Raw genomic sequence first — 25371 nt, forward strand, 5'->3', positions numbered from 1 at the left:
GGTAACCGCTCAGTCGAGGTAGCCGCGCAGCTGATCGGCGAAGGCGTGATCGCGGAGCTTGTTCAGGGTCTTGGACTCGATCTGGCGGATGCGTTCGCGGGTGACGCCGAAGATGCGGCCTATCTCCTCCAGCGTCCGCGGCCGGCCGTCGGCCAGGCCGTAACGGAGCTGGACGACCTTGCGCTCGCGCTCGCCGAGCGTGGAGAGCACCGCTTCGAGGTGCTCGCGCAGCAGCAGGAAGGCGGCGGACTCGACGGGGGACGCGGCGTCGCCGTCCTCGATGAGGTCGCCGAGCGCGACGTCGTCCTCCTCGCCGACCGGGGCGTGCAGCGAGACCGGCTCCTGGGCGAGGCGCAGCACCTCGCTGACGCGCTCCTCGGGCAGGTCGAGCTGGGCGGCGACCTCTTCGGGGGTCGGTTCGTAGCCGCGCTCCTGGAGCATCCGGCGCTGGACCCGTACGACGCGGTTGATCAGCTCGACGACGTGCACCGGGACCCGGATCGTACGGGCCTGGTCGGCGAGCGCGCGGGACATGGCCTGGCGGATCCACCACGTCGCGTACGTGGAGAACTTGTACCCGCGGGCGTAGTCGAACTTCTCGACCGCGCGGATCAGTCCGAGGTTGCCCTCCTGTACGAGGTCGAGCATGGTCAGGCCGCGGCCGACGTACCGCTTGGCGACCGAGACGACCAGGCGGAGGTTGGCCTCGATCAGGCGGCGCTTGGCCATGCGGCCCAGTACCACCAGCTTGTCTAGGTCCAGCGCCAGCTGGGAGTCCAGGTCGGGGGTGCCTGCGAGCTTCGCCTCGGCGAACAGGCCGGCTTCCACGCGGCGGGCCAGCTCGACCTCCTCGGCGGCGCTGAGCAGCGGGATGCGGCCGATCTCGCGGAGGTACTGCCGGAAGAGGTCGGAGGACGGGCCGCCCGCCTCGGGCCTCTGCCGCTCCGGTGGCGGCTCCGGTGCCGGGTCCGGCTCTTCGGACAGCATCTCGGGGGCGGGCGGCTCGGCCTGCTGGGGCACGGTGGCGGCCGCGGCGGGCGGCGCGTCGGCGAGGCTCCGTGTCTGCACGGGGGCGACCTCCAGGGTGATCGCTGCTGAGGCGGCACAAAGGTCGGGTACGGCTGCGGCCGAGCCGCCGTCCGTCCCGTACATAAGAAGCGGGTTGGCGTCGGGCTCCGGCTCTGTACGTCCGGATCCGTCGCGCTCCGAGGACTCAGGCACCGTTCCTCAGTGTGGAGTACGACACACTCCCGCCACGAGGGGCGTGCGGCGACTTTTTGCCTTCAGCGGGTGACCGGGCGGTTACACAGAACGAGCCGGTCCGGTTTCCGAGGACCCGGTCCGTGCCCTCAGAGGGCCGCGGCGCCGCGCTCGCGGAGGGACTGGGCGTACTGCTCCAGCACCCACAGCTCCTGCTGCAGGGCGGTGTACTGCTCGCCGCCCGTGCGCGGGTCGTGGCGCTGCAGCGCGCCGTGGATCTCGGCGCAGCGCTGCCGGACGGCGGCCAGCCGGACGGCGACGAGCTGCACGCCCGCGTACAGCTCGTCCGGGTCGCGGCGGGTGTGCAGCGGCTCGACGGCCAGCTCCGTGACCATCGAGCGGACCGTGTCGTCGGGGGCGGCCTCGCGGACGCGGGTGAGGAAGCCGGCGTCCGCCGCGGCCGTGCCGCCGGCGTCCTCGATGCAGCGGCGGACCACGGCATACGGGGGCGCGGTGAACTCGTCGGTGCCGTACGCGTCGAACGTCGGGGCGACCAGGTCGGGGCGCTGCAGGGCGAGCTTGAGCAGCTCGCGCTCGACGCGATGGGCCGGGCTGCGGAGGTTCAGCGCGGGGCCCCGAGGGGTCTCGGAGGCCGCGGGCTGCGCGGGCTCGGCGCCGCGCCGCTGCGGCCTGCTCTGGGCCTCCCTCGGGTCCCGGCCGCGCTCACGGGCCCAGCGGGCCAGCTGGGAGACGCGGCGGACCACGAACTGGGTGTCCAGGATGCCGAGCAGGCCGGCCAGCTGGACGGCCGTCTCGTGCTGGATGGAGCTGTTCTTGATGTTGGCGACGATGGGCGCGGCCTCGTCCAGCGCGGCGGCGCGGCCGACCGGGGTGGCCAGATTGTGCCGCGCGACGAGCTGGCGCAGCGCGAACTCGAAGAGCGGTGTACGGGACTCCACCAGGTCGGCGACGGCCTCGTCCCCCTTGGCGAGGCGCAGCTCACAGGGGTCCATGCCGCCGGGCGTGATCGCGATGGAGGTCTCGGCGGCGAACTTCTGGTCATCCTCGAAGGCGCGCAGCGCCGCCTTCTGGCCCGCCGCGTCGCCGTCGAAGGTGAAGACGACCTCGGAGCCGCTGTTGTCCATCAGGAGCCGACGGAGGATCTTGATGTGGCCCTCGCCGAAGGACGTGCCGCAGGTCGCGATGGCGCTGCGCACACCGGCGAGGTGGCAGGCCATGACGTCGGTGTAGCCCTCGACGACCACCGCGCGGTTCCCCTTGGCGATCTCCTTCTTCGCGAGGTCGATGCCGTACAGGACATGGGACTTGCGGTAGATCGGGGTTTCGGGGGTGTTGAGGTACTTGGGGCCGTTGTCGTCGTCGCGGAGCTTGCGGGCGCCGAAGCCGACGACCTCGCCCGCGATGTCGCGGATGGGCCACATCAGGCGGCCGCGGAAGCGGTCGATGGGGCCGCGGCGGCCGTCCTGGGAGAGGCCGGAGAGGATCAGCTCCTTGTCCGTGAAGCCGCGGCCGCGCAGGAAGCGGGTGAGGTGGTCCCAGCCCGCGGGGCTGTACCCCACGCCGAAGTGCTGGGCCGCGGCCTGGTCGAAGCCGCGCTCGGCGAGGAACTTCCGGCCGATCTCGGCCTCGGGGCTGTCGAGCTGGTCGATGTAGAACTGCGCGGCCACCTTGTGCGCCTCGACGAGGCGGGTGCGCTCGCCCTGCTGGCGCCCGGGGGCGTATCCGCCCTCTTCGTACCGCAGCGTGATGCCCGCCTGGGAGGCGAGCCGCTCGATGGTCTCGGCGAAGGAGAGGTGGTCGACCTTCATGATGAAGTCGACGGTGTCGCCGCCCTCCTGGCAGCCGAAGCAGTGGTACAGCCCCTTGCTGGGGCTGACGTGGAAGGAGGGGGACTTCTCGTCGTGGAAGGGGCAGAGGCCCTTCAGATTGCCGCCGCCGGCGTTCCTGAGCTGGAGGTACTCGGACACGACGGCGTCGATCGGGACCGCGTCCCGCACCGCCCGCACGTCGTCATCGTTGATCCTGCCTGCCACGCGAGAATTCTACGGGGGACCACCGACATCGGCGGGATCGGCCGAGATCTTGAAGACGAAGCGGTGATGCGCGCCACTCGGCACGATCTCGAAGGTCGCGCCGTCCGTGGTGAAGCCCATCCGCTCGTAGAAGCCGCGCGCGGAGACCCGCCCGTTGCACCACACCAGCTCCGCACCGCGGCGGGCCGCCTCCTGGATGCCCGCGCGCAGCACGGCGGCCCCGAAGCCCCGCCCGCGTGCCTCGGGCGAGCTGGCCATGCCGCGGAAGCGGTACGCGGGGACGGCCTCCTCGCCCGGCACCGGGTCGGGGAAGAAGGTCGCGCAGGCGGCCAGGGTGTCCCCGTCGTACGCCGCCATGTGGAAGACGCCCGGGTCCGCGTCCTCCGGATACACCGCGGCGTCGGCGGGCAGCCCGGGGCGGAGCACCGACCGGCGCAGGTCGAAGATCTCCGCCCGCGGGACCGCTTTCGTACGGATCGCCATGGGGCGCACGCTACGCGAGGAACGACTCCAGCGGCACCGTCGGATCGGCCAGCGCCTCCGCGTCCAGGGCGCGCCCCGAACGGATCATGGCCTGCAGCGGCTCGGTGACGTCCCACACGTTGACGTTCATCGCGGCCAGCAGCCGGCCGCCGGCGTCCAGCCAGCAGGCGATGAACTCGCGCTTGCCGACGTCGCCGCGGAGCACGACCTGCTCGTAGGAGCCCGGTGGCGCGTATCCCGAGTACTCCAGGCCGACGTCGTACTGGTCGGAGAAGAAGTACGGGATGCGGTCGTAGCTGACTTCCTGGCCGAGCATGGCGCGGGCCGCGGCGGGGCCGCCGTTGAGCGCGTTGGCCCAGTGCTCCACGCGCAACCGGGTGTCCAGGACCGGGTGCGCGGCCGCGGCCACGTCGCCGGCCGCGAAGATGTGCGGGTCGGACGTGCGCAGCGAGGCGTCCACGACGATGCCGCCGCCCTGGGCGCGGTCCGCGAGGGCCAGCCCGGCCTGCTCGGCGAGGGCGGTGCGGGGCGCGGCGCCGATCGCGGCGAGCACGTCGTGCGCCGGGTGCTCCTCGCCGGTGTCGGTCTGCGCGGCCAGGACGACGCCGCCCTGGCCGGTGATCTCGGTGAGCGTGGCGCCGAAGTGGAAGCGGACGCCGTGCTCGCGGTGCAGCTCGGTGAAGAGCCCGCCGATCTCGGGGCCGAGGACGTGGTGCAGCGGGGTCGGCGCGGGCTCGACGATGGTGACCTCGGCGCCGTAGGAGCGGGCGGCCGCGGCGACCTCCAGGCCGATCCAGCCGGCGCCGGCGATCACGAGGTGGCCGTTGTCCCGGCCGAGGGAGGCCAGCACGCCGCGCAGCCGTTCGGCGTGCGCGAGGCGGCGCAGGTGGTGGACGCCGGCCAGGTCGGTGCCGGGGATGTCCAGGCGGCGCGGCTCGGCTCCGGTGGCCAGCAGCAGCTTGTCGTACGCGATCAGGGTGCCGTCGCCGAGCCGTACCGTACGGGCCACCGGGTCCAGGGCCACGGCGGGCTGGCCGAGATGCAGCTCGATGTCGCTGCGCGCGTACCACGCCGGCTCGTGCACGAAGACGCTGTCCCGTTCGGCCTTGCCGATCAGGAAGTCCTTGGAGAGCGGCGGCCGTTCGTACGGGTGGTCGCGCTCGTCACAGATGAGGATCACCCGGCCGCTGAACCCCTCCGACCGGAGGGTCTCGGCTGCCTTTGCCCCGGCCAGGCCACCGCCGACGATGACGAACGTCTGGTGTGCGTCGACCACTTGCTTCCTCCTCGCTGCGGCGCAGTGCGTCTGCGCCTTGAACGCCCCCCGTTCGGCCCCCGTTTGCGCCCCCGTTCGAAAAAGCCATACCCCGTTCGAAGCTCTCAGCACCGGCGGGGGTTCGAGCGTCCCGCACAGAGCGTGATGGGGGAAGAGGGTAGGCCCTTGCTACGTCACCCTTAGTTGTCACGCGCGGGCGGACGACGTGGTTCTGTGAGGCCCATGGGGCGGGTGAGGCGGGCGTGCAGGGTGCGCGCCGAGGCGTCCGTGAGGGCGGCGATCTGGTCGATGACGGCGCGCATTCGTGCGGTGTCGTCCCCGGCGCCGTCGAAGAGCGAACGGAACTGCGGGTCGAGGCCGTCCGGGGCGCGCGCGAGCAGCGCCTCGGCCAGCTCCGCGATGATGACCCGCTGTTCGGCCCGCAGCGCCTCTTGGTCGGGGCGCTGCATCACGTACCGGTCGGCGACCGCCTTCAGTACGGCGCATTCGAGGCGGGCCTCTTCGGGGACAACCAGTTCGGCGCGGTACCGGGTGAGCCGCCCGGTGCCGTACGCGGCGCGGGTGGCGGCTTCCGCGGCGAGGCAGAACCGGCCGATCAGCTGGCTGGTGGCGTCCTTCAGCCGCGCCTGGGCGACCGCGGAGCCGTCGTAGCCGTGCGGCCACCACTCCTGCTCCAGCAGCCGGTCCAGGGCCGCTCCCAGCTCCGCGTCGCCGGCGCCGGGCGCGTACCGGTCGGCGGCCACCGCGAAGATCTCGGCGCGCTCGGGGTCCGCGTACAGCACGGCCGGGTCCAGGTGCCCGGCGTGCAGCCCGTCCTCCACGTCGTGCACCGAGTACGCCACGTCGTCGGACCAGTCCATGACCTGTGCTTCGAAGCTGCGCGCGCCTTCGGGGGCGCCCTGCCGCAGCCACCGGAAGACGGGCAGGTCGTCCGCGTACACCCCGAACTTGCGCGAGCGCGGGTCCTGGGGGTGGCCGCCGCGCCCCCAGGGGTACTTGGTCGCCGCGTCCAGGGCGGCGCGCGTGAGGTTGAGGCCGACGCTGACGACGCGGCCGTCGGCGGCGGTGATGAACCGTTTCGGCTCCAGCCGGGCCAGCAGCCGCAGGGACTGCGCGTTGCCCTCGAAGCCGCCGCAGGGCGCGGCGACTTCGTTCAGGGCCTCCTCGCCGTTGTGCCCGAAGGGCGGGTGGCCCAGGTCGTGCGCCAGGCAGGCGGTCTCGACCAGGTCCGGGTCGCAGCCGAGCGCCGCGCCCAGCTCCCGCCCCACCTGCGCGCACTCCAGGGAGTGCGTGAGCCGGGTGCGCGGGGTCGCGTCCCAGGCGTGCGCGCCGGTGCCGGACGCGGCGACGCCGGGCGTGACGACCTGGGTCTTGCCGGCCAGTCTGCGCAGCGCGGCGGAGTGCAGCACCCGCGCGCGGTCCCGCTGGAACGCCGTACGGCCGGGGCGCTTGTCCGGCTCGGCGCCCCAGCGCTCGATGTCGGCGTCGTCGTACGCGGCGCCGTACCGGTCGCCGTTGTACAGATCGTTGTCGTACGAGGTGCCCACGGGCCGCCCGGCACGGTGCGCCGCGCGGCCTGCCCGTGGTTCTGGTGAGTTGGGGGTCGTACCCGTCATACCGCGACGGTAGCCGCCCCGGCCCCCTCTCGGTCGGAAGCGGTACGCGAGCGGAGCGACTGGTCGTAGCGGTGCAGGACGAGCCGGGCGAGGGCCGGGTGGTCGCCGAGGGGCGCGGCGGCGGGCCCGAGGACGGCGGCGGCGGAGGCGGTGGCGAAGCGGCCGGGCGCGGTGAAGTACGAGGCGAGGACGGGCCGCAGGCCGCGCGCCCGCAGGGTCGCGGCGGCCTCCTCCACGGTGGCGCCGGCGCCCGCCGCGTAGCCCGGTACGACGGGCACGCCGTCCAGCCGTACGGAGAGCAGCCGGGCGGTGCGTTCGGTGTCGGTGGCCGAGTCGGGATCCCGCGAGCCGGCCGCGGCCAGGACTATCCCCGTGCCGGGCTCCTCGGGCCGCGTCCCGGCCTCCGTCAGCCGTTCGTGGAGGGCCTCGGCGAGCAGCGAGTGCGGCCCGAGCGGCGCCGCGATACGGGTGCTGACCTGCGGCGCGGCGGCGGCCATCGCAGGTATGTCGCACTTGGTGTGGTAGCCGCGGCTCAGCAGCAGCGGTACGAGGACGGCGTCGCCCGCCAGCCCGGCCAGGGTGTCGGGCAGCAGCGGCTCGTTCAGTTCGATGTGCCCCAGGCGCACCGGGAGGCCGGGGCGCAGGGTGCGTATCCGGTCCAGCAGCGCGGTGACGGTCTCCAGGGCGCGCGGATCGCGGCTTCCGTGGGCGACCGCGACGAGCGTCGGCGGCATCGGTGTGCCGGCGGGGCCGCCCGGAAGGGTGCGGCGGCTGTGGAGTCTGACCCGGCTGAGCTGGACGCTGAGCTGTGTGGTGATCTCTGTCATGAGGTGCGCCGTACTGTCGAAGGGAACCGCTGCGGGAAGGTGCGCGTTCGACGCCGTCATGGAGGGAGCCTGGCAGCGGAGAGTTGCCGGAGCGTTGCGCAGGGGTGACGAGTCGTTTCTCCGCCCTCACGGGTTCGGCCGCGCCCCGGGGAGGGACCCGTGCCGGGCACGTAACACCAGGGGGCGGCGGCGGAAACGCGCGCGTTGCACCGTGACCGTATGAACGCCGACGTCACGACCCGCACGGTCGACACGCACTGTCCGTACTGCTCCTTGCAGTGCGGAATGTCGCTGCGCCCGGAGCAGGGCACGGTACAGGTGGTCGAGCGCCCGGACTTCCCCGTGAACCGCGGGGCGCTGTGCGGCAAGGGCCGCACCGCCGCCGAGGTGCTGGACCAGCGGGTACGGCTGACGGAACCGCTGGTCAGGGACGGTGGGACGCTGCGGCCCGCCACCTGGGACGAGGCCCTGGACCGGATCGCCGCGGGTTTGCACGACGCCCGGACCGTATACGGGAACGATGCGGTGGGCGTCTTCGGGGGCGGCGGCCTGACCAATGAGAAGGCGTACGCGCTGGGCAAGTTCGCGCGGGTCGCGCTCGGCACCTCGCAGATCGACTACAACGGCCGGTTCTGCATGTCCTCGGCGGCCGCGGCACACGGGCGCGCGTTCGGCCTGGACCGCGGCATGCCCTTCCCGCTGGCGGACGTGGCCCGTACGGGGTGCGTGATCCTGGTGGGCTCCAACCTCGCCGAGACCATGCCGCCCGCGCTGCGCTACCTGACCGAACTGCGCGAGAACGGCGGCAAGCTGATCGTCGTCGATCCGCGCCGCACGAAGACCGCCGAGGCGGCCGATCTGCATCTCGCGCCGCGCCCCGGAACCGACCTCGCGCTGGCCCTCGGGCTGCTGCACCTCGTCGTCGCCCAGGGCCGTACGGACGAGGCGTTCATCGCGGAGCGCACCACCGGCTGGCCCGAGGCGCGGGCCGCCGCGATGGCGCACTGGCCGGAGCTGGTGGAGCGGATCACGGGCGTGCCGGTGCCGGAACTGCGCGAGGCCGTCGCCCTGTTCTGCGACGCCGACTCCTCGATGGTGCTCACCGCGCGCGGCCCCGAACAGCAGGCCAAGGGCACCGACACGGTCGGCGCGTGGATCAACCTGTGCCTGGCCACGGGCCGGGCCGGCCGGGAGCTGTCCGGGTACGGCTGCCTCACCGGCCAGGGCAACGGCCAGGGCGGCCGCGAGCACGGCCAGAAGGCCGACCAGCTGCCCGGCTACCGCAAGCTGGACGATCCGGCCGCCAGGGAGCACGTGGCGGCCGTCTGGGGCGTCTCCCCGGACAGCCTGCCCGGCCCCGGCCGCAGCGCGTACGAGCTGCTGGACTCGCTCGGCACGGACGTACGCGCGCTGCTCCTGATGGGCTCCAACCCGGTCGTCTCCGCGCCGCGCGCCGCGCACGTGGAGGAGCGCATCCGCTCGCTGGACTTCCTGGCCGTCGCGGACGTGGTCCTCTCGGAGACGGCGGCGCTGGCGGATGTGGTGCTGCCGGTGACGCAGTGGGCGGAGGAGACCGGTACGACGACGAACCTGGAGGGCCGTGTACTGCTTCGCCGCCGCGCCGTGGACCCGCCGCCCGGTGTCCGCACGGACCTGGCGGTGCTGAACGGACTGGCGGCGCGGCTGGGCCACGAGAAGGGCTTCCCCGCCGATCCGGAAGAGGTCTTCGAGGAGCTGCGCCGCGCCTCGGAGGGCGGCGCGGCGGACTACTCCGGGATCAGCTACCGGCGCATCGCCTCGGAGGACGGCGTCTTCTGGCCGTGCCCCGAGGAGACGCACCCGGGAACCCCTCGCCTCTTCCTGGACCGGTTCGCCACCCCGGACGGCCGGGCCCGCTTCGTACCGGTCTCGCACCGCGCGTCCTCGGAGGAGGCCGACGCCGAGTACCCGGTACTGCTGACCACCGGGCGGGTGCTCGCGCAGTACCAGTCGGGCGCGCAGACCCGGCGCGTGGCGGAGCTGAACGCGGCGGCTCCCGGCCCGTTCGTGCAGATCCACCCGCTGCTCGCGGAGCGGTACGGCATCGGCGAGGGGGACCGGGTCGCGGTGGAGTCCCGGCGCGGCCGGGCGGTGGCGCCCGCCCGGCTGACCGGCACCATCCGCTCCGACACGGTCTTCATGCCGTTCCACTGGCCGGGCGAGGGCCGCGCCAACACCCTCACCAATCCGGCCCTGGACCCGACCTCCCGGATGCCGGAATTCAAGGTCTGCGCGGTCCGGCTGTCGAGGGCCGCCGATTGACCCGCACTTCACCGCTTACCGGCCGTGCGCGTCGACGCACGTCACCGCTTACCGGCCGTGCGCGTCGACCTCCTTCAAGTACGCGGCGCGCGTCCCCTCATCCAGGAACGACGCCGTGAAGGAGTTACGGGCCAGCGTGCGCAGCGTCTCCTGGTCCAGCCGCAGCGCGTCCCGTACGGCCGTGAAGTTGTCGTGCGCGTACCCGCCGAAGTAGGCCGGATCGTCGGAGTTCACGGTCACCAGCAGGCCCGCGTCCAGCATGGCGGGCAGCGGGTGGTCGGCCAGGTCGTCGATCACCCGCAGCCGGACGTTGGACAGCGGGCAGACGGTGAGCGGCACCTGCTCGGCGGCCAGCCGCGCCACCAGGTCCGCGTCCTCCATGCACCGCACCCCGTGGTCGACCCGGTCCACCCCGAGCACGTCCAGCGCCTCCCACACGTATGCGGGCGGCCCCTCCTCACCGGCGTGCGCCACGCACTTCAGCCCGGCCTCCCGCGCCCGCGCGTACACCTCGCGGAACTTCGACGGCGGGTTGCCGACCTCGGCGGAGTCCAGCCCGACCGCGGTGATCCGGTCCAGGTACGGGCGCGCCGTCTCGAAGGTCTCCAGCGCCGACTCCGCGCTCTCGTCCCGCAGGAAGCACATGATGAGCCGGGTCGTGATGCCGTACGTCTCCTGGGCGGCGTCCAGCGCCCGCCCCAGGCCCTCGATGACGGTGCCGATCGGCACGCCACGCGCCGTGTGCGCCTGCGGATCGAAGAAGATCTCCGCGTGCCGCACGCCCTGCTCCTTCGCCCGGGCGAGATAGGCGTTCGCGAGATCGGCGAAGTCCTCCTCGGTGCGCAGCACGGCCATCAGCGCGTAGTACAGATCCAGGAAGGACTGCAGGTCGCTGAACGAGTAGGCGCGGCGCAGCTCCTCCTCGGAGGCGTACGGCAGCGCGACACCGTTGCGCTCGGCAAGCCGGAACGCCAGCTCGGGTTCGAGCGTTCCCTCGATGTGCAGGTGCAGTTCGGCCTTGGGGATCGGGGGATGGGGATGGGCGGTGGTCATGGCGGCTCACGCACCTTCCTGGGTGGTGGCCGCGAAGGCGCGGCCCTCGTTGGCGGCGACGCCGGGGCCCACCGGGCCCGCGGCACGAAGACCGGTGGCGAGCCAGTCGCCACCGGGGACCGCGGTGCCGGTGGCACGGAGGCGGCCGGCCAGGGGCTCGGCGGCGAGGTAGACCCAGGCGCGGACGGTCGCGCCGTCCGGGAGGACCGCCTCGCAGACCACCCGGTCGTAGTCGTTGTCCGGCGCGCCCGGGGTGTAGCCCTCCAGCCGGTCCAGGACCGCCAGGACCTCGTCGTACGCGCCTTCGGCGGGCGTGATGACGTGGCCGTGCACCACCGCGTCGGCGGGCCCCTGGATCGCATACGGATAGCCGGGCCCGTCGTACAGCAGCGCCCCATGGATCAGCGCCGGCTGCTCCGCCGCGGTACGGCCGCGCAGCGCCCAGGCGTGATTGGCCTCTCCTGGGCGCAGCGTCCCGTAGACGAAGAAGGGCAGCCGCTCGGCGGGCCGGTCACTCATGGGTCGTTCTCCTCGTGTTCGTTCTTCCCACTCGCAACCATGCCAGGCCGCCGCGCATCACTGGCGGGGAGGTCCACCGGGACGGCTGCCCGGCCGCTACCGGATCTCCCCTACCGGGTCTCCTCCTCGATCCACGCCAGGTAATCCGCGGCGCCGTGGATGATCGGGGTGGCGATGATCTCCGGGGTGTCGTAGTCGTGGGCGCCGCGGAGGTACTCCTCCAGTTCCTGGTAGCGGTTGCCGGTCGTTTTGAGGAGTACCTGCCACTCCTCGCTGGTCTCGATCGCGCCGCCCCAGCGGTACACCGAGGTGACCGGCGCGCTGACCTGGGCGCACGCCGCCAGGCGCGCTTCGATCGCGCCGCGGGCCAGGGCCTCGGCCTTGTCCGCCGCGTCGGTCGTCGTCAGCACGGTCAGGAATGCGGGCGGTGCGGTCTGCTCGGGCAGGTCGGTCACGGAAACGGTCCTTTTGGGTCGCGGACGGGCGGGTACCTGATCCTTCCGCATCCACGGGTACCACGGCGCGCCGATGACTTGCGGCGCCCCGTGCACCCGCGAGGATGGGGACAGGACCACGCCACCGGACCGCCGCACGTCCGCGACCGAAGGGCCCCCTCATGGACGACCTCACCGCCCTCGCCCGCCAGCAGCTCGACGACGCCAAGGCCGACCCGCACGGCCGCAGCGCGCGGCTCTTCCTGCACGACGGGCCGCTGCGGCAGACCGTGATCGCGCTGATCGGCGGCGCCTCGCTGGACGAACACGTCTCGCCGCCGGCCGGCAGCATGCAGATCCTGCACGGGCACGTGCAGATCACGACGGACCGCGGCAAGCAGGACATGATCGCCGGGCAGGTCGCGCAGATCCCGCGCGAGAAGCACGGCGTGACGGCGGTGGAGAACTCCGCCGTACTGCTGACTTCGGTGACGCACGTCGACGGGATGTGAGCGCGGCGGGCGGCGCAACCTTCACCCCGCTCCGGCGGTCTGACTCGACGAGAGTCCGTTGGGTACCGCCACGGGGGAAAGGTCCCGCCCATGCGTATCCGTTCCGTACGTATCCGTTCCGTACGCCGCCGTACCGCGCTCGCCGCCGCTGCCGTGCTGGCCGCCACCGCCGTCGGCACGACCGCGGCCGTCGCCGCCCCGGCCGCCGCCAAACCGCCGCGCTTCCTCGCGCCCGGCGAGCTCCCGCCGCACCCGTCCTCGCCCTGGTACGCCTCGAAGGTCACTCCCGGGCTGCCGGACCCGGAGCCGTTCTGCCTGGACGGGGGCGTGGTGCCCGCCGGGGACCGCGCCTACCACCGCAGCCACTGGACCGAGTACGACACGGGCGCGGTGCAGGTCAGCGTGGTGACGGCCAATGAGGACAGGGCGCAACGGCTGGCCGCGAAGCTGCGCCAGAAGGTCGCGCGCTGCGCCGGCGACTGGCTGCACGACAAGCCCGGCGGCACCGCGTCCTGGAAGGACTACGGCACGGTCACCGCGGCGGACGGCGGCCGGGTGTACGGCATCCACACCTCGATGCCCGAGTCCGAGCCGGGCATCCACCTCTTCGGCGTGGGCCGCTCGGGCCGTACCGTCACGGTCGTGCAGTGGGGCGAGATGGGAACGTTCGAGCACGCGCCAGTACCGGCCTTCAAGGCCACCCTCCGCCAGGCCCTCAACAAGCTCTGAGCCACCGAGCTCCGGGCAAACGAGCTCTGAGCACCCCGGCCGGAATCACGCCAGCCACTGGTCGTACGCCATCGAGCACAGCAGCCCCGCCACGACCACGACCAGTACGCCGCGCACGAATCCGGCGCCCTTCTTCAGCGCCATCCGGGCGCCGGCCGTGCTGCCCGCGAGGTTGAACGCCGCGAGCAGCGCACCCAGCACCCACAGCACGGTGCCCTGGTACGCGAACATCGCCAGGGCACCGATGTTGGTGCAGACGTTGACGACCTTCGCCGTCGCCGACGCGGTCACCAGGTCCATGTGCAGGATCGCCGCCAGCGCGATGACCAGGAACGCGCCGGTACCGGGCCCGACCAGCCCGTCGTAGAAGCCGATGCCGAGCCCGGCGATCAGCACGGCGGCGATCACCCGCTGCCGGGTGACCGGGCCCGACGGCGCGGGCGCGGTCCCGAAGGACGGGCGGAGGAGGACGAAGACGAGGACGCCGACCAGGATGATCATGATGAGCGGGCGCAGTACCGCGCTGTCCAGCCCGGCCGCGAGGAACGCGCCGCCCAGCGAACCGCCCGCCGCGGCCAGCCCGATGCGCACCGCGGACGGCACGTCCAGCGGCGTCTTGCGTACGTAGGTGATCGCCGCGCCCGTAGTGCCGACCACCGCCGCCGACTTGTTGGTACCGAGCACAAAGGCGACCGGCACGTGGGGAAGGCCGACGAGCAGCGCGGGCAGCAGGATCAGCCCGCCCCCGCCCACCACGGCGTCGATCCAGCCGGCCGCCAGCGCGGCCAGGCAGAGCAGGAGCAGGGTCGTCATGGATATGTCAGGCACCAGGTGATCTTATGGATCATCCGCCGTTCTAGGGTGGCGAGTTATGGACTCCGAGACGAACCTCCGGCACACGACCGTTGCCCCGCACGAGATCTTCTCCCTGGGCGGCGGGCTGCCGGTGCGGCGGCTCGGGTACGGCACGGCGCAGCTGACGGGGCCGGGGTACTGGGGTCCGCGGCACGCCGACCCGCGGGACGCGGTGGCGGTGCTGCGGCGCGCGGTCGAGCGCGGCGTGCAGCTCATCGACACCGCCGACAACTACGGCCCCGCAGTGGCCGAGGAGTTGATCGCCGAGGCGCTGCATCCGTATCCCGAGGGCCTGGTGATCGCCACCAAGGGCGGCGTGGTCCGTACGAGCGCGGACGCCTGGCACATCGACGGGCGGCCCGAGTCGCTGCGCGCGATGTGCGACGCGAGCCTGCGGCGGCTGCGCCGGGAGACCATCGACCTGTACCAGCTGCACCGGCTGGACCCGAAGGTGCCGCTCGCCGACCAGCTGGGCACGCTGCTGGAGCTGCGGGCGGAGGGGAAGATCCGGTACCTCGGCCTGGACACGATCGGCCCGGAGGAGCTGGCCGCCGCGTGGGAGCTCGCCCCCATCGCCTCCGTGCAGAACCGGTACAACCTCCTCGACCGCGGGTCGGAGGAGCTGCTGGGGCTGTGCGAGCGGCACGGGATCGCGTTCCTGCCGTGGTTCCCGCTCGGCAACGGCGGGCTGGCCGGCGGCGCCGCGCGCGCCCTGGACCTGGTCGCGGAGCGGCACGGCGCCGGCCACGGCCAGATCGCGCTGGCCTGGCTGCTGCACCGCTCCCCCGTCCTGCTGCCCACACCCGGTACGGGGTCGCTCGCGCACCTGGAGGAGAACCTCGCCGCCGCGGACCTCGCCCTCAGCCCGGCCGACATGAAGCTGCTGGAGTCCGCGGCGGACCGATAGCCGGCGACGGGGCGGCGGTCCGGAGTGGCTGGGGGTTCCGCACGGGCTACGAGGCTCCACGGCCGCGTCGGGGCGGCGCGGCGGCGGGATGGAGGGCGTGCGCGATGCCGGTGTCCAGGTCGGTGGCGTAGCCGGTGTCGAAGGCGCGCTGGTAGACGTCGTCGCCGAGGGCCGTACGGGTCTGCTGTTCGCAGGCCTGGCGGGCGGCCACCCGTGAGGGGACGGCCGCCTGCGGCCTGCCGAGCGTCTCCCACAGCTGCGTGGTCAGGCCGAGCAACCAGGCGGCGTCCTTGTGCCGGCCCGTGGCGGTGGCGGACTGGGCCAGTGATTCGAGGGCCAGGCCGGTGCCCACGTCGTCGCGCAGCCGGTGGTTGACGAGCAGGGCGGCCCGGGCGTGTTCCTGCGCGGCCCGGTAGCGGCCACGGGTCAGCTCGGCCATGGCATGGACGGTGTCGCTCCAGGCGTGCATGAAGCGCTCGCCGTTCCGCGCGCAGACGCTGCTCATCTCGTCCAGCCAGGCGATGGCCTCCTCGGTGCGGCCTGTGGAGACGTGTGCGTGGGCGCCGATCACCAGGGCGGCCAGGGGGAGGAAGGTGAGCGGTTTCTCGCGCCAGTCCGTGGCGAGCAGGGCCTCGGCCAGGGACACCGTCTGTACCGGGTCGCCGCGCATGGCTGCCACTCGGAGGTCGGTGGCCGTCGCGTATTCCCGCTCCGTGTCGCCGAAGTGTGCGGCCAGGGCGGTGCTCTCGGCGGCGCATTTTTCGAGGGCGGGCAGATCGCCCAGAAGGAGCAGCAGCACACCGCAGGCGTACAGCGCCTTCGCCCGCTCCCGGGAGGGTGCGGTGTCGGCGGCCAGGGCCCGGTCCAGGTAGAGCCGGCCCTCCTTGAGGAACCCGCAGGCGTACCAGAAGAACCACAGCGATCCGGCCAGCTCCAGCGCGATGTGGCCCTCGGGTTTGGCCAGGCTGTACTCCATCGCGGCGCGGATGTTGCCGTGCTCGGCGGTCGTCCGGTCGTACCAGGCGAACTGGTCGGGCCCGATCCAGGCGGCGTCGCCCCGGCGAGCCAGATCCAGGTAGTGATCCCGGTGGCGGCGGCGCAGCGTGTCCTCCTCGCCGAGTTCGCGCAGCCAGTGGGCTCCGTACTCGCGGATGGTGTCCAGCATCCGGTAGCGCTCCCCGCCCCCGGTCGGTTCCCAGATCAGGAGGGATTTCTCCGCCAGGGCGCCCAGTACGGCGGGGATCTGCCCCGTGGGGAGGTGGTCGTCGGCGCAGACCCGGCGGGCCGTCTCCGTGTCGAAGGTGCCGGCGAAGACCGACAGTCGGGCCCACAGGAGCCGTTCGGCGGGGGTGCACAGTTCGTGGCTCCAGCCGATGGCGGTGCGCAGGGCCTGGTGCCAGGGAGGTTCGGCATCGCTCGCGACGTCGTCGGTGTCGCCCAGGACGGCGAAGCGGTCCTCCAGCCGTGCGGTCAGCTCCCGTACCGGCAGCTCGCGCAGGCGGGCCGCGGCCAGTTCGATGGCCAGCGGCAGCCCGTCCAGCCGCCGGCACAGCCGTGCCAGCTCCGCGTGGTCGGCGTCGGTCACGGTGAAATCGGGGACCGCCTCCCGGGCGCGCAGGGTCAGCAGGGCAACCGCGTCCGATGTGCCCGCCCGCGCATCGCCGGCCTCGGGCACGGGCAGCGGCTCGATCGTGAGGACCCGTTCGTCCGACACGCCCACGGTGCGGCGGCTGGTGGCCAGGATCCGCAGGCCCGGCGCGGCCCGCAGCAATACTTCGGCGGCCAGCGCGCAGGCACCGGTGAGGTGCTCGCAGGTGTCCAGCACCAGCAGCAGGTCCCGGTCGGCCAGGTAGTCCGCCACCACGTCGATCATCGGCCGGGTGGTCTGGTCGGCCAGCGGCAGCGTCTCGGCGATGACGTGCGGCAGCAGCTCTCCCTGGCGCAGCGGTGAGAGCTCCACGAACCATGCTCCGTCGCGGAAGCGGGGCTGGAGCGCGGCGGCGGCATTCAGCGCCACCCGGGTCTTGCCCACCCCGCCGACCCCGGTCAGCGTCACCAGCCGGGCCGGCCGCTCACCCGAGGCACCTTCGAACAGCCCCAGCACCTCCGCCAGCTCCGCCGAGCGGTCGACCGTCCCCGTCCGCGGCTCGGTCAGATTCCCCACCCGCCGCTCCTCTGCCGCCATGACGGCTGCCCTCCCCGGCCCGGCCACGCCCACCACGTGTGCTGGGACGCCAGCCTGCAGCAGCACGCCACACTCCGTAACCATTGACAACAAATGCTCGGAAGCGCCACACGGCGGAGCACAACAGACCGCCGTGGATCGGAGGATGGCGCCGTGTGCACAGGTTCTCAGCCCGCCCACGGGTCGACCGGCACCACATCCACCCCCCGCCCCCGCACATCCAGCGCCCGTCCCATCAGCTTGGACTGCTTCAGGACGATCGCGCGGTCGTGCAGCTGGAGGTGCGGCAGGCGTTCGCCGAGCTGGATCTCCAGCCGCTGCACGTCCTGGGTGGACTGCAGCCAGAGCGTGAACAGCAGGTTCTGCCGGCCGGTGACGGCCGCGCAGAGCCGCACCTCGGGCAGGCCCAGCAGGACCCGCGCGGTCTCCGACAGGTGGGTGGCCGGCACGCTCGCCCACAGGGTCGCCGAGACCGGCCACTCGGTCAGCTCGCGGGCCACCTCGCAGCGCACCGCGATGTCCCGGTCCGCGAGCAGCCGGCCCAGCCGGCGCCGCACCGTGGGCGCGCTCAGCCCGACCGCGCGCCCGAGCTCCACGGCGCTGCCCCGGCCGTCCCGCGACAGCTCGGTGATCAGCGCCCTGTCCTGCGCGTCCAGCGGCCCGGCGGCGCCCGGCGGCGGCGCCTCGGCGGTGCGCAGCGCCTCGCGCTGCCGGGCGTCCAGGGCCCGCAGCCGCCAGCGGCTGCCCTCGCCGTAGACGCGGGTGGCGATGGCGGCGCGGGTGGCGGTGACGCCCGGCAGCTCGGCGATGCGCCGCAGCAGCAGGCCGGAGAGGGCGGCGAGGCCCGGTACGAAGACGGTGATGACCAGGTCCCGGCCGCCGGCCATCTGCTCGACGGTGACCACCTGCGGCAGCCGTACGAGCGTCTCGGTGACCGTCTCGACGCTGCCGGCCACGCAGTCGATCTCGACGAACGCCACGCACATCCGGTCCAGCCGGCGCGCCCCCGGATAGGCGGTGACCCAGGCGAGCCCGGCCTGCTCCAGGCGGCTCCAGCGGCGGGCCGCGGTGACCGGGTCGATGCCCAGTACCGGGGCGAGCGTCTGCCACGAGGCGCGCGGCGCGATCTGGAGGGCGTGGACCAGCTGGGCGTCGAGCCCGCTCACGTGCGCAGGCACGTTTTCCTGCATGATCAGCGCCTCCTCGAAGCTTTCCTGCGTTCTGAGGGTAATCCGTTTCTCTCCGTTCGGTCGCTGGCCAGCATGGCGATTCATTCGAGCCATTCGGCACCGCTTATAACCGGACGTTCGGTCGTCCGGGCCCCATGAGACCCCATGAGACGAGGTCGGCGATGACATCAGCGGTCACGGCGAGAGCCGCGGACACCCCACGCACGACGCACGGCAACGGACGCAAGGCGCTGCTCGCCGCCACCGTCGGCGGGGTCGTGGAGTCCTTCGACTGGGCCATCTACGCCGTACTGGCCCCGTATTTCGCCGCGGCGATGTTCCCCGGCGACGACCCGGTGACCAAGCTGCTCGCCGCGTACGTGGGCTTCGCGGTCGGCTTCGTCGTACGGCCCTTCGGCTCCTACGTGGTGGGCCGGTTCGCCGACTCGCGCGGCCGCCGGTTCGCCCTCACCCTCAGCATGACGATCATCTCCGGCGCCAGCGTGCTGATCGCGGTGCTGCCGACGGCCGCGCTGATCGGCGTCGCCGCTCCCGTACTGCTGATCGTGCTGCGGCTGGTCCAGGGCCTGTCGATGGGCGGCGAGAACCCCAGCGCCGCCGCGTATGTCACCGAGACCGCACCCCGCCACCTGCGCTTCCTGTACAGCTCGATCTCGTACTCGGGCGTGGTGATCGGCAACATCCTCTCCTTCGGTGTGCTGACGCTGCTGCTGGTCACGTTCGGCGAGGACGGCGTGCGCGACGGCGGCTGGCGGATCGGCTTCCTGGTCGCGGCGGCGCTCGGCCTGCTGGCGCTGTGGATCCGGCGCGGCGTCGAGGAGAGCGCCGAGTTCGCCGAGGCCGACGCCGCGGGCCCGACGGCCGCCGAGCGGCGTGCCCTGTACCGGTCGAACCTGCGCGGCATGGCGGCCGTCTTCCTGATCTCGATCGGCGCCACCGTCGGGTACTACTACGGCACCACCTACCTCCCCCAGTACGCGCAGCAGCTCGGCGTCGTCTCCGGCACCGAGTCGGCCGCCTCGATGCTGGCCCCGCTGGTGCTGCTGGTCGCGGCGATGGTCGTGGTCGGCCGGCTCGCCGACCGGCTGGGCGCACTGCGCACCCTGCGGATCGGGCTGTCGCTGCTGGCCCTGGCCACCGTGCCGCTGATGCTGGCGCTGGCGCACGGCGCCGTGCCGATGTGGCTGGTGACGGTGGTCTACCTGGCCCTGATCGCGGCGCCCATCGGCCTCACCAACGTGCTGTTCGCGCAGCTCTTCCCGGTCGCGGTGCGGGTGGTCGCGATGGGCGTGCCGTACACGATCGCGATCGGGCTGTTCGGCGGCACGTTCCCACTGCTGGCCCAGGCCATGGCGAAGGCCGGGCACCTGACGCTGGTGCCCTGGTGGGCCGCCGGTGCCGCCGCCGTCTCGCTCGCCGGCACCTTCCTGATCCGCCCGCCGCGCACCACCGGCTGAGCCTCCCGAACCCCCCACCGGAACCCCTTCTGCGAAGGAGCACAAATGAATCTGCGGGACGATGCCCGCGCCCTCTCCGGCGATCTCGTACAGCTGCGCCGCACGCTGCACCGCATCCCCGAGGTCGGCCTCGACCTGCCGCGCACCCAGGAGACGGTGCTGGCGGCGCTGGACGGCCTCCCGCTGGAGATCAGCACCGGCGAGCGCCTCAGCTCGGTGACGGCGGTGCTGCGCGGCGCGCAGCCGGGGCCGACCGTGCTGCTGCGCGGTGACATGGACGCGCTGCCGGTCGCCGAGAAGACCGGCCTGGACTTCGCTGCCGACACCGGCCGGATGCACGCCTGCGGTCACGACCTGCACACCACCATGCTCACCGGCGCCGCGAAGCTGCTCTCGGCGCACCGCGACCGCCTCGCGGGCGACGTGGTCTTCATGTTCCAGCCCGGCGAGGAGGGCTTCGACGGCGCCGGGCAGATGCTGGCCGAAGGCGTACTGGACGCCTCCGGCACGCGCCCGGACGCCGCCTACGCGATCCACGTGATGTCGGCGGGCCTGCGGAGCGGCGTCTTCGGGACCCGCGGCGGCCCGGCGCTCGCCGCGTCCAACGTCCTGAAGGTGCAGGTCAACGGCGCGGGCGGGCACGGCTCGATGCCGCACCGCGCCAAAGACCCGGTCCAGGCCGCCTGCGCCATGGTCACCGCGCTCCAGGCGTGGATCACCCGTACGTTCGACATCTTCGACCCGGTCGTGCTGACGGTGGGCACCTTCCACGCCGGCACCCAGCAGAACGTCATCCCGGACACCGCCACCTTCCACGCGACCGTCCGCAGCTTCTCGCCCGAGGCGCAGCGCAAGGTCAGGGAGGGCTCGCCGGAGGTCTGCCGGGGCATCGCGCAGGCGTACGGCGTCGAGGTGGACGCGGAATTCGTCGAGCAGTACCCGGTCACCGTCAACGATCACGCCGAGGCGGACTTCGTCGCGCACACCGTGCGGGAAGCGCTCGGCGAGGAGCACTACGCGCCGCTGCCGCAGCCGCTGCACGGCTCGGAGGACTTCTCCCGGGTGATCGCCGAGGTGCCCGGCGCGATGCTGACGCTGGGCTCCCCGCCCCCCGGCGCCGACCCCGAAACCGCCCCGAACAACCACTCCCCGCTCGCCGTCTTCGACGACGCGGTACTGGCGGACGGCGCCGCGGTCTACGCCGAGCTGGCGTCCCGCCGCCTCACGAAGGCCGCGTAAGCCCCTCTCAAAGCTGCGCTCTCCTCACACGGCACCCCACCGTGTGAGGAGAGCAGCGTTCCCTGGGAGAAACGACCGGGATGCGGACGGGTAACAGCCGCGTCGCACGCTGCTGTGCATGACCTCGAAACAGCGCGTGGTGGTGATCGGCGGTGGCATGGCTGCCGCCCGGCTCGCGCGGCAGCTCGGCACCGGCGAGAGCCAGGACGCCCGGTACACGGTGACCGTGATCGGCGAGGAGCCGCACGCGCCGTACAACCGCGTGCTGCTCGCCGAGGTACTGGCGGGCCGCTACACCCCCGAGGTGATCGCGCTGCCGGCGGCGTCCGGCGCGCGGTGGCTGAGCGGGGTGCGCGCGGTCCGGGTGGACCGGGACACCCGGCAGGTACTGTGCGACGACGGCCGTTCGGTGCCGTACGACACGCTGGTCTTCGCCACCGGCTCCAATCCCGTACTCCCGCCGCTGCGCGGCCTGTTCACGCCCGGCGCCCGTGAACTGCCCGACGGCGTCCACCCGTTCCGCACGATGGACGACTGCCGGGCCCTGAGCTCGGCGGCCGCGGGCACCCGCGCCGTGGTCATCGGCGGCGGGCTGCTCGGCGTCTCGGCCGCCCGGGCGCTCGCCGAGCGCGGCGCCCAGGTCGTCCTCGCCCACCAGGGCGAGCACTTGATGGAGCGTCAGCTCGACGCGGAGGCCGGCGCGCTGCTCCTCGCCCACCTCAAGGACCTGGGCGTCGAGGTGCACACCGAATGCCGGGTGCGCGATCTGCACACCGAGGGCGGCGCGGTCCGCGCGGTGGAACTGGCCGACGGTTACGAGCTGAGCGCCGACCTCGTCGTCCTGGCCTGCGGCGTACGCCCCCGTACGGGCCTGGCGAGCGCCGCCGGACTGACCGTCCGCCGCGGCATCGTCGTGGACGACGCGCTGCGCACCGACGACCCCCGCATCCACGCGATCGGCGACTGCGCCGAACACGACGGTGTGTCGTACGGCCTGGCCGGTCCCGCCCTGGAACAGGCCGACGCGCTGGCCGCCCGGCTGCTGGACGACGCGGGCGCCTACCGCGGCACCCGCGCCCTCACCCGCCTCACCCTGAGCAGCCCCTCCCCCACCTCACAAGCCCCCGCCTTCGACCTCGCCTCCTTCGGCGAGACCACCCCGGCCCCCGGCGACGACGTCATCCGGCTCAGCGACGCCACGCGCAGCGCGTACCGCCGGGTCGTGGTCCGCGGGGACCGGCTGGTCGGCGGCATTCTCCTCGGCGATCTCGGCACCGTCGGCGCGCTCGCCCGTACCTGGGAGGGCGACGAACCGCTGCCCGCCGCTCCCGTGCTCCACCTGCTCACCAACGATGGAGGCCACTGACCATGACTGCCGCACCCACGACCGGCGCACCTACGATCGTGCTCATCGGCCACGGAATGGTCGGCCAGCGTTTCCTGGAGGCTCTCGCGGACCGCGGGCTGACCGGTGACGCCGCGCGCGTGGTCGTCCTCTGCGAGGAGCCGCGCCCCGCGTACGACCGCGTCCAGCTCACCTCGTACTTCTCCGGTCGCACCCCCGAGGACCTTTCGCTCGTCGAGACCGGCTTCATGGAGAAGCACGGCATCGAGCTGCGGCTCGGCGACCCTGCCGAGACCGTCGACCGCGCCACCCGCACGGTGACCGCCCGCTCCGGCTTCACCGTCCAGTACGACCAGCTCGTCCTGGCCACCGGCTCGTACCCCTTCGTCCCGCCGGTCCCCGGCAAGGACAGCGCGGGCTGCTTCGTCTACCGGACGATCGAGGACCTGCTGGAGATCGAGGAGTACGCCAAGAACGTGACCTCCGGCTCGGTCGTCGGCGGTGGCCTGCTCGGCCTGGAGGCCGCGGGCGCGCTCAAGGGCCTGGGCCTGGACACGCACGTCGTGGAGTTCGCGCCCCGGCTGATGCCCGTCCAGGTCGACGAGGGCGGCGGCGAGGCGCTGCGCCGCACCATCGAGGACATGGGCGTCACCGTGCACACCGGCGTCGGCGGCAAGGAGATCACCGCGGGCGAGGACGGCGCGGTGACCGGCATGGAGCTGTCCGACGGCTCGCGCATCGACACCGACATGGTGATCTTCTCCGCCGGTGTCCGGCCGCGCGACCAGCTGGCCCGCGACTGCGGCCTGGAGGTCGGCGAGCGCGGCGGCATCAAGGTCGACGAGCACTGCCGTACGGCGACCGATCCCGCGGTCTTCGCGATCGGCGAGTGCGCGCTGGCCGTCGACGGCCGGGTGTACGGCCTGGTCGCGCCCGGTTACGAGATGGCCGAGACGGCCGCGTCCGCGATCGCGGCGCAGGAGACCGCCGGCTTCACCGGCGCCGACACCTCCACCAAGCTCAAGCTGCTCGGCGTGGACGTGGCGTCCTTCGGCGACGCGCACGGCGCGGCCGACGGTTGTCTGGATGTCGTATACGCCGACTCCCGCTCCGGCGTCTACAAGAAGCTGGTCATCGGCCAGGACGGCACGCTGCTGGGCGGCGTCCTGGTCGGCGACGCCGAGGCGTACGGCACGCTCCGCCCGCTCACCGGCTCCGTCCCGCCCGTCTCCCCCGAACAGCTGGTGCTGCCCGCCGGGACCGGCGGCCCGGTCTCGATCGGCCCCTCCGCCCTCCCCGACGAGGCAGTCATCTGCAACTGCCACAACGTCACCAAGGGCACCATCCGCGCCGCCGTCACCGAGCACTCCTGCGGCACGGTCCCCGAGGTCAAGAAGTGCACCAAGGCCGGCACCGGCTGCGGCTCCTGCGTCAAGGCGCTGACCACCCTGGTCAACGACGAGCTGGAGCTCAACGGCGTCACGGTCGACAAGGGCCTGTGCGGCTGCTTCCCGCACACCCGCGCCGAGCTGTACGAGGTCGTCCGCACGCTGCGCCTCACCTCGTACGAGGAGCTGCTCGCCTCGCACGGCCGCCCCGAGGCCCGCGACGGCGACGGCTGCGAGATCTGCAAGCCCGCCGTCGGCTCGATCATCGCCTCGCTCGCGCCCACCCTCGGGGCCAGCGGCTACGTCCTGGACGGCGAGCAGGCAGCGCTGCAGGACACCAACGACCACTTCCTCGCCAACCTCCAGCGCAACGGCTCGTACTCGATCGTGCCGCGCATCCCCGGCGGCGAGATCACCCCCGAGAAACTGATCGTCATCGGCGAGGTGGCCCGCGACTTCGGCCTCTACACGAAGATCACCGGCGGCCAGCGGATCGACATGTTCGGCGCGCGCGTCGACCAACTGCCGCGTATTTGGGCCCGGTTGGTGGACGCCGGCTTCGAGTCCGGCCACGCCTACGGCAAGGCCCTCCGCACCGTGAAGTCCTGCGTCGGCCAGACCTGGTGCCGCTACGGCGTCCAGGACTCCGTCCGCATGGCCATCGACCTGGAGCTGCGCTACCGGGGCCTGCGCTCGCCGCACAAGCTCAAGTCCGCGGTCTCCGGCTGCGCCCGCGAGTGCGCCGAGGCCCGTGGCAAGGACTTCGGCGTCATCGCTACCTCGAACGGCTGGAACCTGTACGTGGGCGGCAACGGTGGTGCGGATCCGAGGCACGCCGACCTGCTGGCGCAGGATCTGAGCGACGCCGAGCTGATCCGCCTGATCGACCGCTTCCTGATGTTCTACATCCGCACCGCCGACCGCCTGGAGCGCACCTCCGCCTGGCTGGAGCGCATCGAAGGCGGCCTGGACCACGTCCGCGACGTCGTCGTCCACGACTCCCTCGGGCTCTGCGCCGAGCTGGAGTCCCTGATGGCCGACCACGTCGCCCACTACCGCGACGAATGGGCCGAGACCCTCGACGACCCCGAGCGCCTCGCCCGCTTCGTCTCCTTCGTCAACGCGCCGGACGCGCCCGACCCGTCCGTCCGCTTCGTCCCCGAGCGGGACCAGATGAAGCCGGACCTGGACCTGCTGGCCGGCCCCACGCTCCCCGTACGCACTCTGGAAGGGACTGTCGCCCGATGACCGAGACCCTCGAACGTCCGCTGACGACCGGCACGATCGAACTGCGCACCGACCGCGGCTGGCTCGCTGTCTGCGCCCCCTCCGGGCTCGTCCCCGGGCGCGGCGTGGCCGTACTGCTGCCGGACGGCGGCCAGGCCGCGGTCTTCCTGGACCGCGCGGGCCGTCCGTACGCGATCGGCAACCGCGACCCGTTCACCGGCGCCTGCGTCCTCTCCCGCGGCCTCACCGGCTCCGCCGACGGCCGTCCGTACGTGGCCTCCCCGCTCCTGAAGCAGCGCTTCGACCTGGAGACGGGCGCCTGCCTGGACGATGCGGCGGTCTCGGTACCGGTGTACGAGACCCGCGTGGTCCCGGAGGCCGCAGCGGCCGCCTGATCCCCGGCTACCGGCCGGGCCCGTGACCGACCGCCCCGCCCCGCGCCGCCCTGCCCTGCCAGGTGCGAGGCGGGGTGGTCGCATGCGCGGCGGGCGTGGCGGGGAGGCCCTTCATCCGGCCCACGGGACGTACGTCGTACCCTGGCCCCGGCCGAGGAGCACCGTCGCAACGCGCACCG

The 25371-nt window shown here is 73.1% G+C and carries 21 protein-coding genes; 9 read left to right on the top strand and 12 right to left on the bottom strand.

What is annotated here, in order from left to right:
* Window positions 1–9: 9 nt before the first annotated feature.
* The 6 genes from AB0I82_RS10065 to AB0I82_RS10090 form a co-directional block, all read right to left on the bottom strand.
* Complete coding sequence (locus AB0I82_RS10065) at window positions 10–1152, bottom strand: RNA polymerase sigma factor (RefSeq protein ID WP_363256924.1); 1143 nt, start codon at window positions 1150–1152, stop codon at window positions 10–12.
* A 197-nt stretch (window positions 1153–1349) separates the two neighbouring features.
* Window positions 1350–3254, bottom strand: coding sequence for a DNA primase (gene dnaG / locus AB0I82_RS10070; RefSeq protein WP_363256662.1), 1905 nt, complete (start codon window positions 3252–3254; stop codon window positions 1350–1352).
* A 9-nt stretch (window positions 3255–3263) separates the two neighbouring features.
* Window positions 3264–3737, bottom strand: a complete 474-nt coding sequence (locus AB0I82_RS10075) for a GNAT family N-acetyltransferase (protein ID WP_363256663.1) — start codon at window positions 3735–3737, stop codon at window positions 3264–3266.
* A gap of 10 nt (window positions 3738–3747) precedes the next feature.
* Window positions 3748–5013, bottom strand: a complete 1266-nt coding sequence (locus AB0I82_RS10080) for an FAD-dependent oxidoreductase (RefSeq protein WP_363256664.1) — start codon at window positions 5011–5013, stop codon at window positions 3748–3750.
* A 179-nt stretch (window positions 5014–5192) separates the two neighbouring features.
* Window positions 5193–6629: a deoxyguanosinetriphosphate triphosphohydrolase gene (locus tag AB0I82_RS10085; protein ID WP_363256665.1), complete on the bottom strand. Its 1437-nt coding sequence runs from the start codon at window positions 6627–6629 to the stop codon at window positions 5193–5195.
* A complete protein-coding gene (locus tag AB0I82_RS10090) occupies window positions 6626–7456 on the bottom strand; it encodes a sirohydrochlorin chelatase (protein WP_363256666.1) in 831 nt (276 codons plus the stop codon). Before AB0I82_RS10090 ends, AB0I82_RS10085 begins: the two co-directional genes overlap by 4 nt.
* Before the next feature lie 219 nt (window positions 7457–7675).
* On the opposite strand from AB0I82_RS10090, the gene AB0I82_RS10095 reads away from it, so the two are divergent.
* Window positions 7676–9757, top strand: a complete 2082-nt coding sequence (locus tag AB0I82_RS10095; RefSeq protein ID WP_363256667.1) for a molybdopterin oxidoreductase family protein — start codon at window positions 7676–7678, stop codon at window positions 9755–9757.
* Between the two features lie 48 nt (window positions 9758–9805).
* Here the strand turns inward: AB0I82_RS10095 and AB0I82_RS10100 are convergent, their stop codons facing one another.
* The 3 genes from AB0I82_RS10100 to cutA form a co-directional block, all read right to left on the bottom strand.
* Window positions 9806–10810 carry an adenosine deaminase gene (locus AB0I82_RS10100; RefSeq protein ID WP_363256668.1) on the bottom strand — a complete coding sequence of 335 codons (1005 nt, stop codon included), beginning with the start codon at window positions 10808–10810 and terminating at the stop codon, window positions 9806–9808.
* A gap of 6 nt (window positions 10811–10816) precedes the next feature.
* On the bottom strand, window positions 10817–11329 hold the full coding sequence (locus AB0I82_RS10105) for a gamma-glutamylcyclotransferase family protein (protein ID WP_363256669.1): 513 nt from the start codon (window positions 11327–11329) through the stop codon (window positions 10817–10819).
* A gap of 110 nt (window positions 11330–11439) precedes the next feature.
* Complete coding sequence (cutA, locus tag AB0I82_RS10110; RefSeq protein ID WP_363256670.1) at window positions 11440–11784, bottom strand: divalent-cation tolerance protein CutA; 345 nt, start codon at window positions 11782–11784, stop codon at window positions 11440–11442.
* A 161-nt stretch (window positions 11785–11945) separates the two neighbouring features.
* Here cutA and AB0I82_RS10115 point away from each other — a divergent pair, with 161 nt between their 5' ends.
* Window positions 11946–12275 carry a cupin gene (locus tag AB0I82_RS10115; RefSeq protein WP_363256671.1) on the top strand — a complete coding sequence of 110 codons (330 nt, stop codon included), beginning with the start codon at window positions 11946–11948 and terminating at the stop codon, window positions 12273–12275.
* Between the two features lie 90 nt (window positions 12276–12365).
* Complete coding sequence (locus AB0I82_RS10120) at window positions 12366–13004, top strand: hypothetical protein (protein WP_363256672.1); 639 nt, start codon at window positions 12366–12368, stop codon at window positions 13002–13004.
* 45 nt (window positions 13005–13049) lie between these two features.
* On the opposite strand, the gene AB0I82_RS10125 is transcribed toward AB0I82_RS10120, so the two are convergent.
* A complete protein-coding gene (locus AB0I82_RS10125; protein ID WP_363256925.1) occupies window positions 13050–13835 on the bottom strand; it encodes a TSUP family transporter in 786 nt (261 codons plus the stop codon).
* 40 nt (window positions 13836–13875) lie between these two features.
* Here AB0I82_RS10125 and AB0I82_RS10130 point away from each other — a divergent pair, with 40 nt between their 5' ends.
* Window positions 13876–14766, top strand: a complete 891-nt coding sequence (locus AB0I82_RS10130) for an aldo/keto reductase (protein WP_363256673.1) — start codon at window positions 13876–13878, stop codon at window positions 14764–14766.
* Window positions 14767–14812: 46 nt separating this feature from the next.
* Here the strand turns inward: AB0I82_RS10130 and AB0I82_RS10135 are convergent, their stop codons facing one another.
* Window positions 14813–17017, bottom strand: coding sequence for a hypothetical protein (locus AB0I82_RS10135; RefSeq protein WP_363256674.1), 2205 nt, complete (start codon window positions 17015–17017; stop codon window positions 14813–14815).
* Between the two features lie 101 nt (window positions 17018–17118).
* A complete protein-coding gene (locus AB0I82_RS10140) occupies window positions 17119–18141 on the bottom strand; it encodes an Lrp/AsnC family transcriptional regulator (RefSeq protein WP_363256675.1) in 1023 nt (340 codons plus the stop codon).
* Window positions 18142–18302: 161 nt separating this feature from the next.
* Here AB0I82_RS10140 and AB0I82_RS10145 point away from each other — a divergent pair, with 161 nt between their 5' ends.
* The 5 genes from AB0I82_RS10145 (at window position 18303) to nirD (ending at window position 25192) form a co-directional block, all read left to right on the top strand.
* Window positions 18303–19598 carry an MFS transporter gene (locus AB0I82_RS10145; protein ID WP_363256677.1) on the top strand — a complete coding sequence of 432 codons (1296 nt, stop codon included), beginning with the start codon at window positions 18303–18305 and terminating at the stop codon, window positions 19596–19598.
* A gap of 45 nt (window positions 19599–19643) precedes the next feature.
* Window positions 19644–20837, top strand: a complete 1194-nt coding sequence (locus tag AB0I82_RS10150; protein WP_363256678.1) for a M20 family metallopeptidase — start codon at window positions 19644–19646, stop codon at window positions 20835–20837.
* Window positions 20838–20955: 118 nt separating this feature from the next.
* On the top strand, window positions 20956–22203 hold the full coding sequence (locus tag AB0I82_RS10155) for an FAD-dependent oxidoreductase (protein WP_363256679.1): 1248 nt from the start codon (window positions 20956–20958) through the stop codon (window positions 22201–22203).
* Between the two features lie 2 nt (window positions 22204–22205).
* A complete protein-coding gene (gene nirB / locus AB0I82_RS10160) occupies window positions 22206–24818 on the top strand; it encodes a nitrite reductase large subunit NirB (protein ID WP_363256680.1) in 2613 nt (870 codons plus the stop codon).
* On the top strand, window positions 24815–25192 hold the full coding sequence (gene nirD, locus AB0I82_RS10165) for a nitrite reductase small subunit NirD (RefSeq protein ID WP_363256681.1): 378 nt from the start codon (window positions 24815–24817) through the stop codon (window positions 25190–25192). The genes nirB and nirD overlap by 4 nt, the downstream gene beginning before the upstream one ends.
* The last annotated feature ends 179 nt before the right edge of the window (window positions 25193–25371 follow it).

Source organism: Streptomyces sp. NPDC050315 (assembly GCF_040655775.1).
Lineage (GTDB): Bacteria > Actinomycetota > Actinomycetes > Streptomycetales > Streptomycetaceae > Streptomyces.

What these genes read in the sequence shown, in the direction of transcription:
- AB0I82_RS10095 (WP_363256667.1), top strand. Translation starts at nt 7,676, where the DNA reads ATGAACGCCGACGTCACGACCCGCACGGTCGACACGCACTGTCCGTAC.
- AB0I82_RS10140 (WP_363256675.1), bottom strand. Translation starts at nt 18,141, where the DNA reads ATGCAGGAAAACGTGCCTGCGCACGTGAGCGGGCTCGACGCCCAGCTG.
- AB0I82_RS10100 (WP_363256668.1), bottom strand. Translation starts at nt 10,810, where the DNA reads ATGACCACCGCCCATCCCCATCCCCCGATCCCCAAGGCCGAACTGCAC.
- nirD (WP_363256681.1), top strand. Translation starts at nt 24,815, where the DNA reads ATGACCGAGACCCTCGAACGTCCGCTGACGACCGGCACGATCGAACTG.
- AB0I82_RS10075 (WP_363256663.1), bottom strand. Translation starts at nt 3,737, where the DNA reads ATGGCGATCCGTACGAAAGCGGTCCCGCGGGCGGAGATCTTCGACCTG.
- AB0I82_RS10130 (WP_363256673.1), top strand. Translation starts at nt 13,876, where the DNA reads ATGGACTCCGAGACGAACCTCCGGCACACGACCGTTGCCCCGCACGAG.
- AB0I82_RS10145 (WP_363256677.1), top strand. Translation starts at nt 18,303, where the DNA reads ATGACATCAGCGGTCACGGCGAGAGCCGCGGACACCCCACGCACGACG.
- AB0I82_RS10115 (WP_363256671.1), top strand. Translation starts at nt 11,946, where the DNA reads ATGGACGACCTCACCGCCCTCGCCCGCCAGCAGCTCGACGACGCCAAG.
- AB0I82_RS10155 (WP_363256679.1), top strand. Translation starts at nt 20,956, where the DNA reads ATGACCTCGAAACAGCGCGTGGTGGTGATCGGCGGTGGCATGGCTGCC.
- AB0I82_RS10065 (WP_363256924.1), bottom strand. Translation starts at nt 1,152, where the DNA reads ATGTACGGGACGGACGGCGGCTCGGCCGCAGCCGTACCCGACCTTTGT.
- AB0I82_RS10105 (WP_363256669.1), bottom strand. Translation starts at nt 11,329, where the DNA reads ATGAGTGACCGGCCCGCCGAGCGGCTGCCCTTCTTCGTCTACGGGACG.
- AB0I82_RS10120 (WP_363256672.1), top strand. Translation starts at nt 12,366, where the DNA reads ATGCGTATCCGTTCCGTACGTATCCGTTCCGTACGCCGCCGTACCGCG.
- AB0I82_RS10150 (WP_363256678.1), top strand. Translation starts at nt 19,644, where the DNA reads ATGAATCTGCGGGACGATGCCCGCGCCCTCTCCGGCGATCTCGTACAG.
- AB0I82_RS10090 (WP_363256666.1), bottom strand. Translation starts at nt 7,456, where the DNA reads ATGACAGAGATCACCACACAGCTCAGCGTCCAGCTCAGCCGGGTCAGA.
- AB0I82_RS10085 (WP_363256665.1), bottom strand. Translation starts at nt 6,629, where the DNA reads ATGACGGGTACGACCCCCAACTCACCAGAACCACGGGCAGGCCGCGCG.
- nirB (WP_363256680.1), top strand. Translation starts at nt 22,206, where the DNA reads ATGACTGCCGCACCCACGACCGGCGCACCTACGATCGTGCTCATCGGC.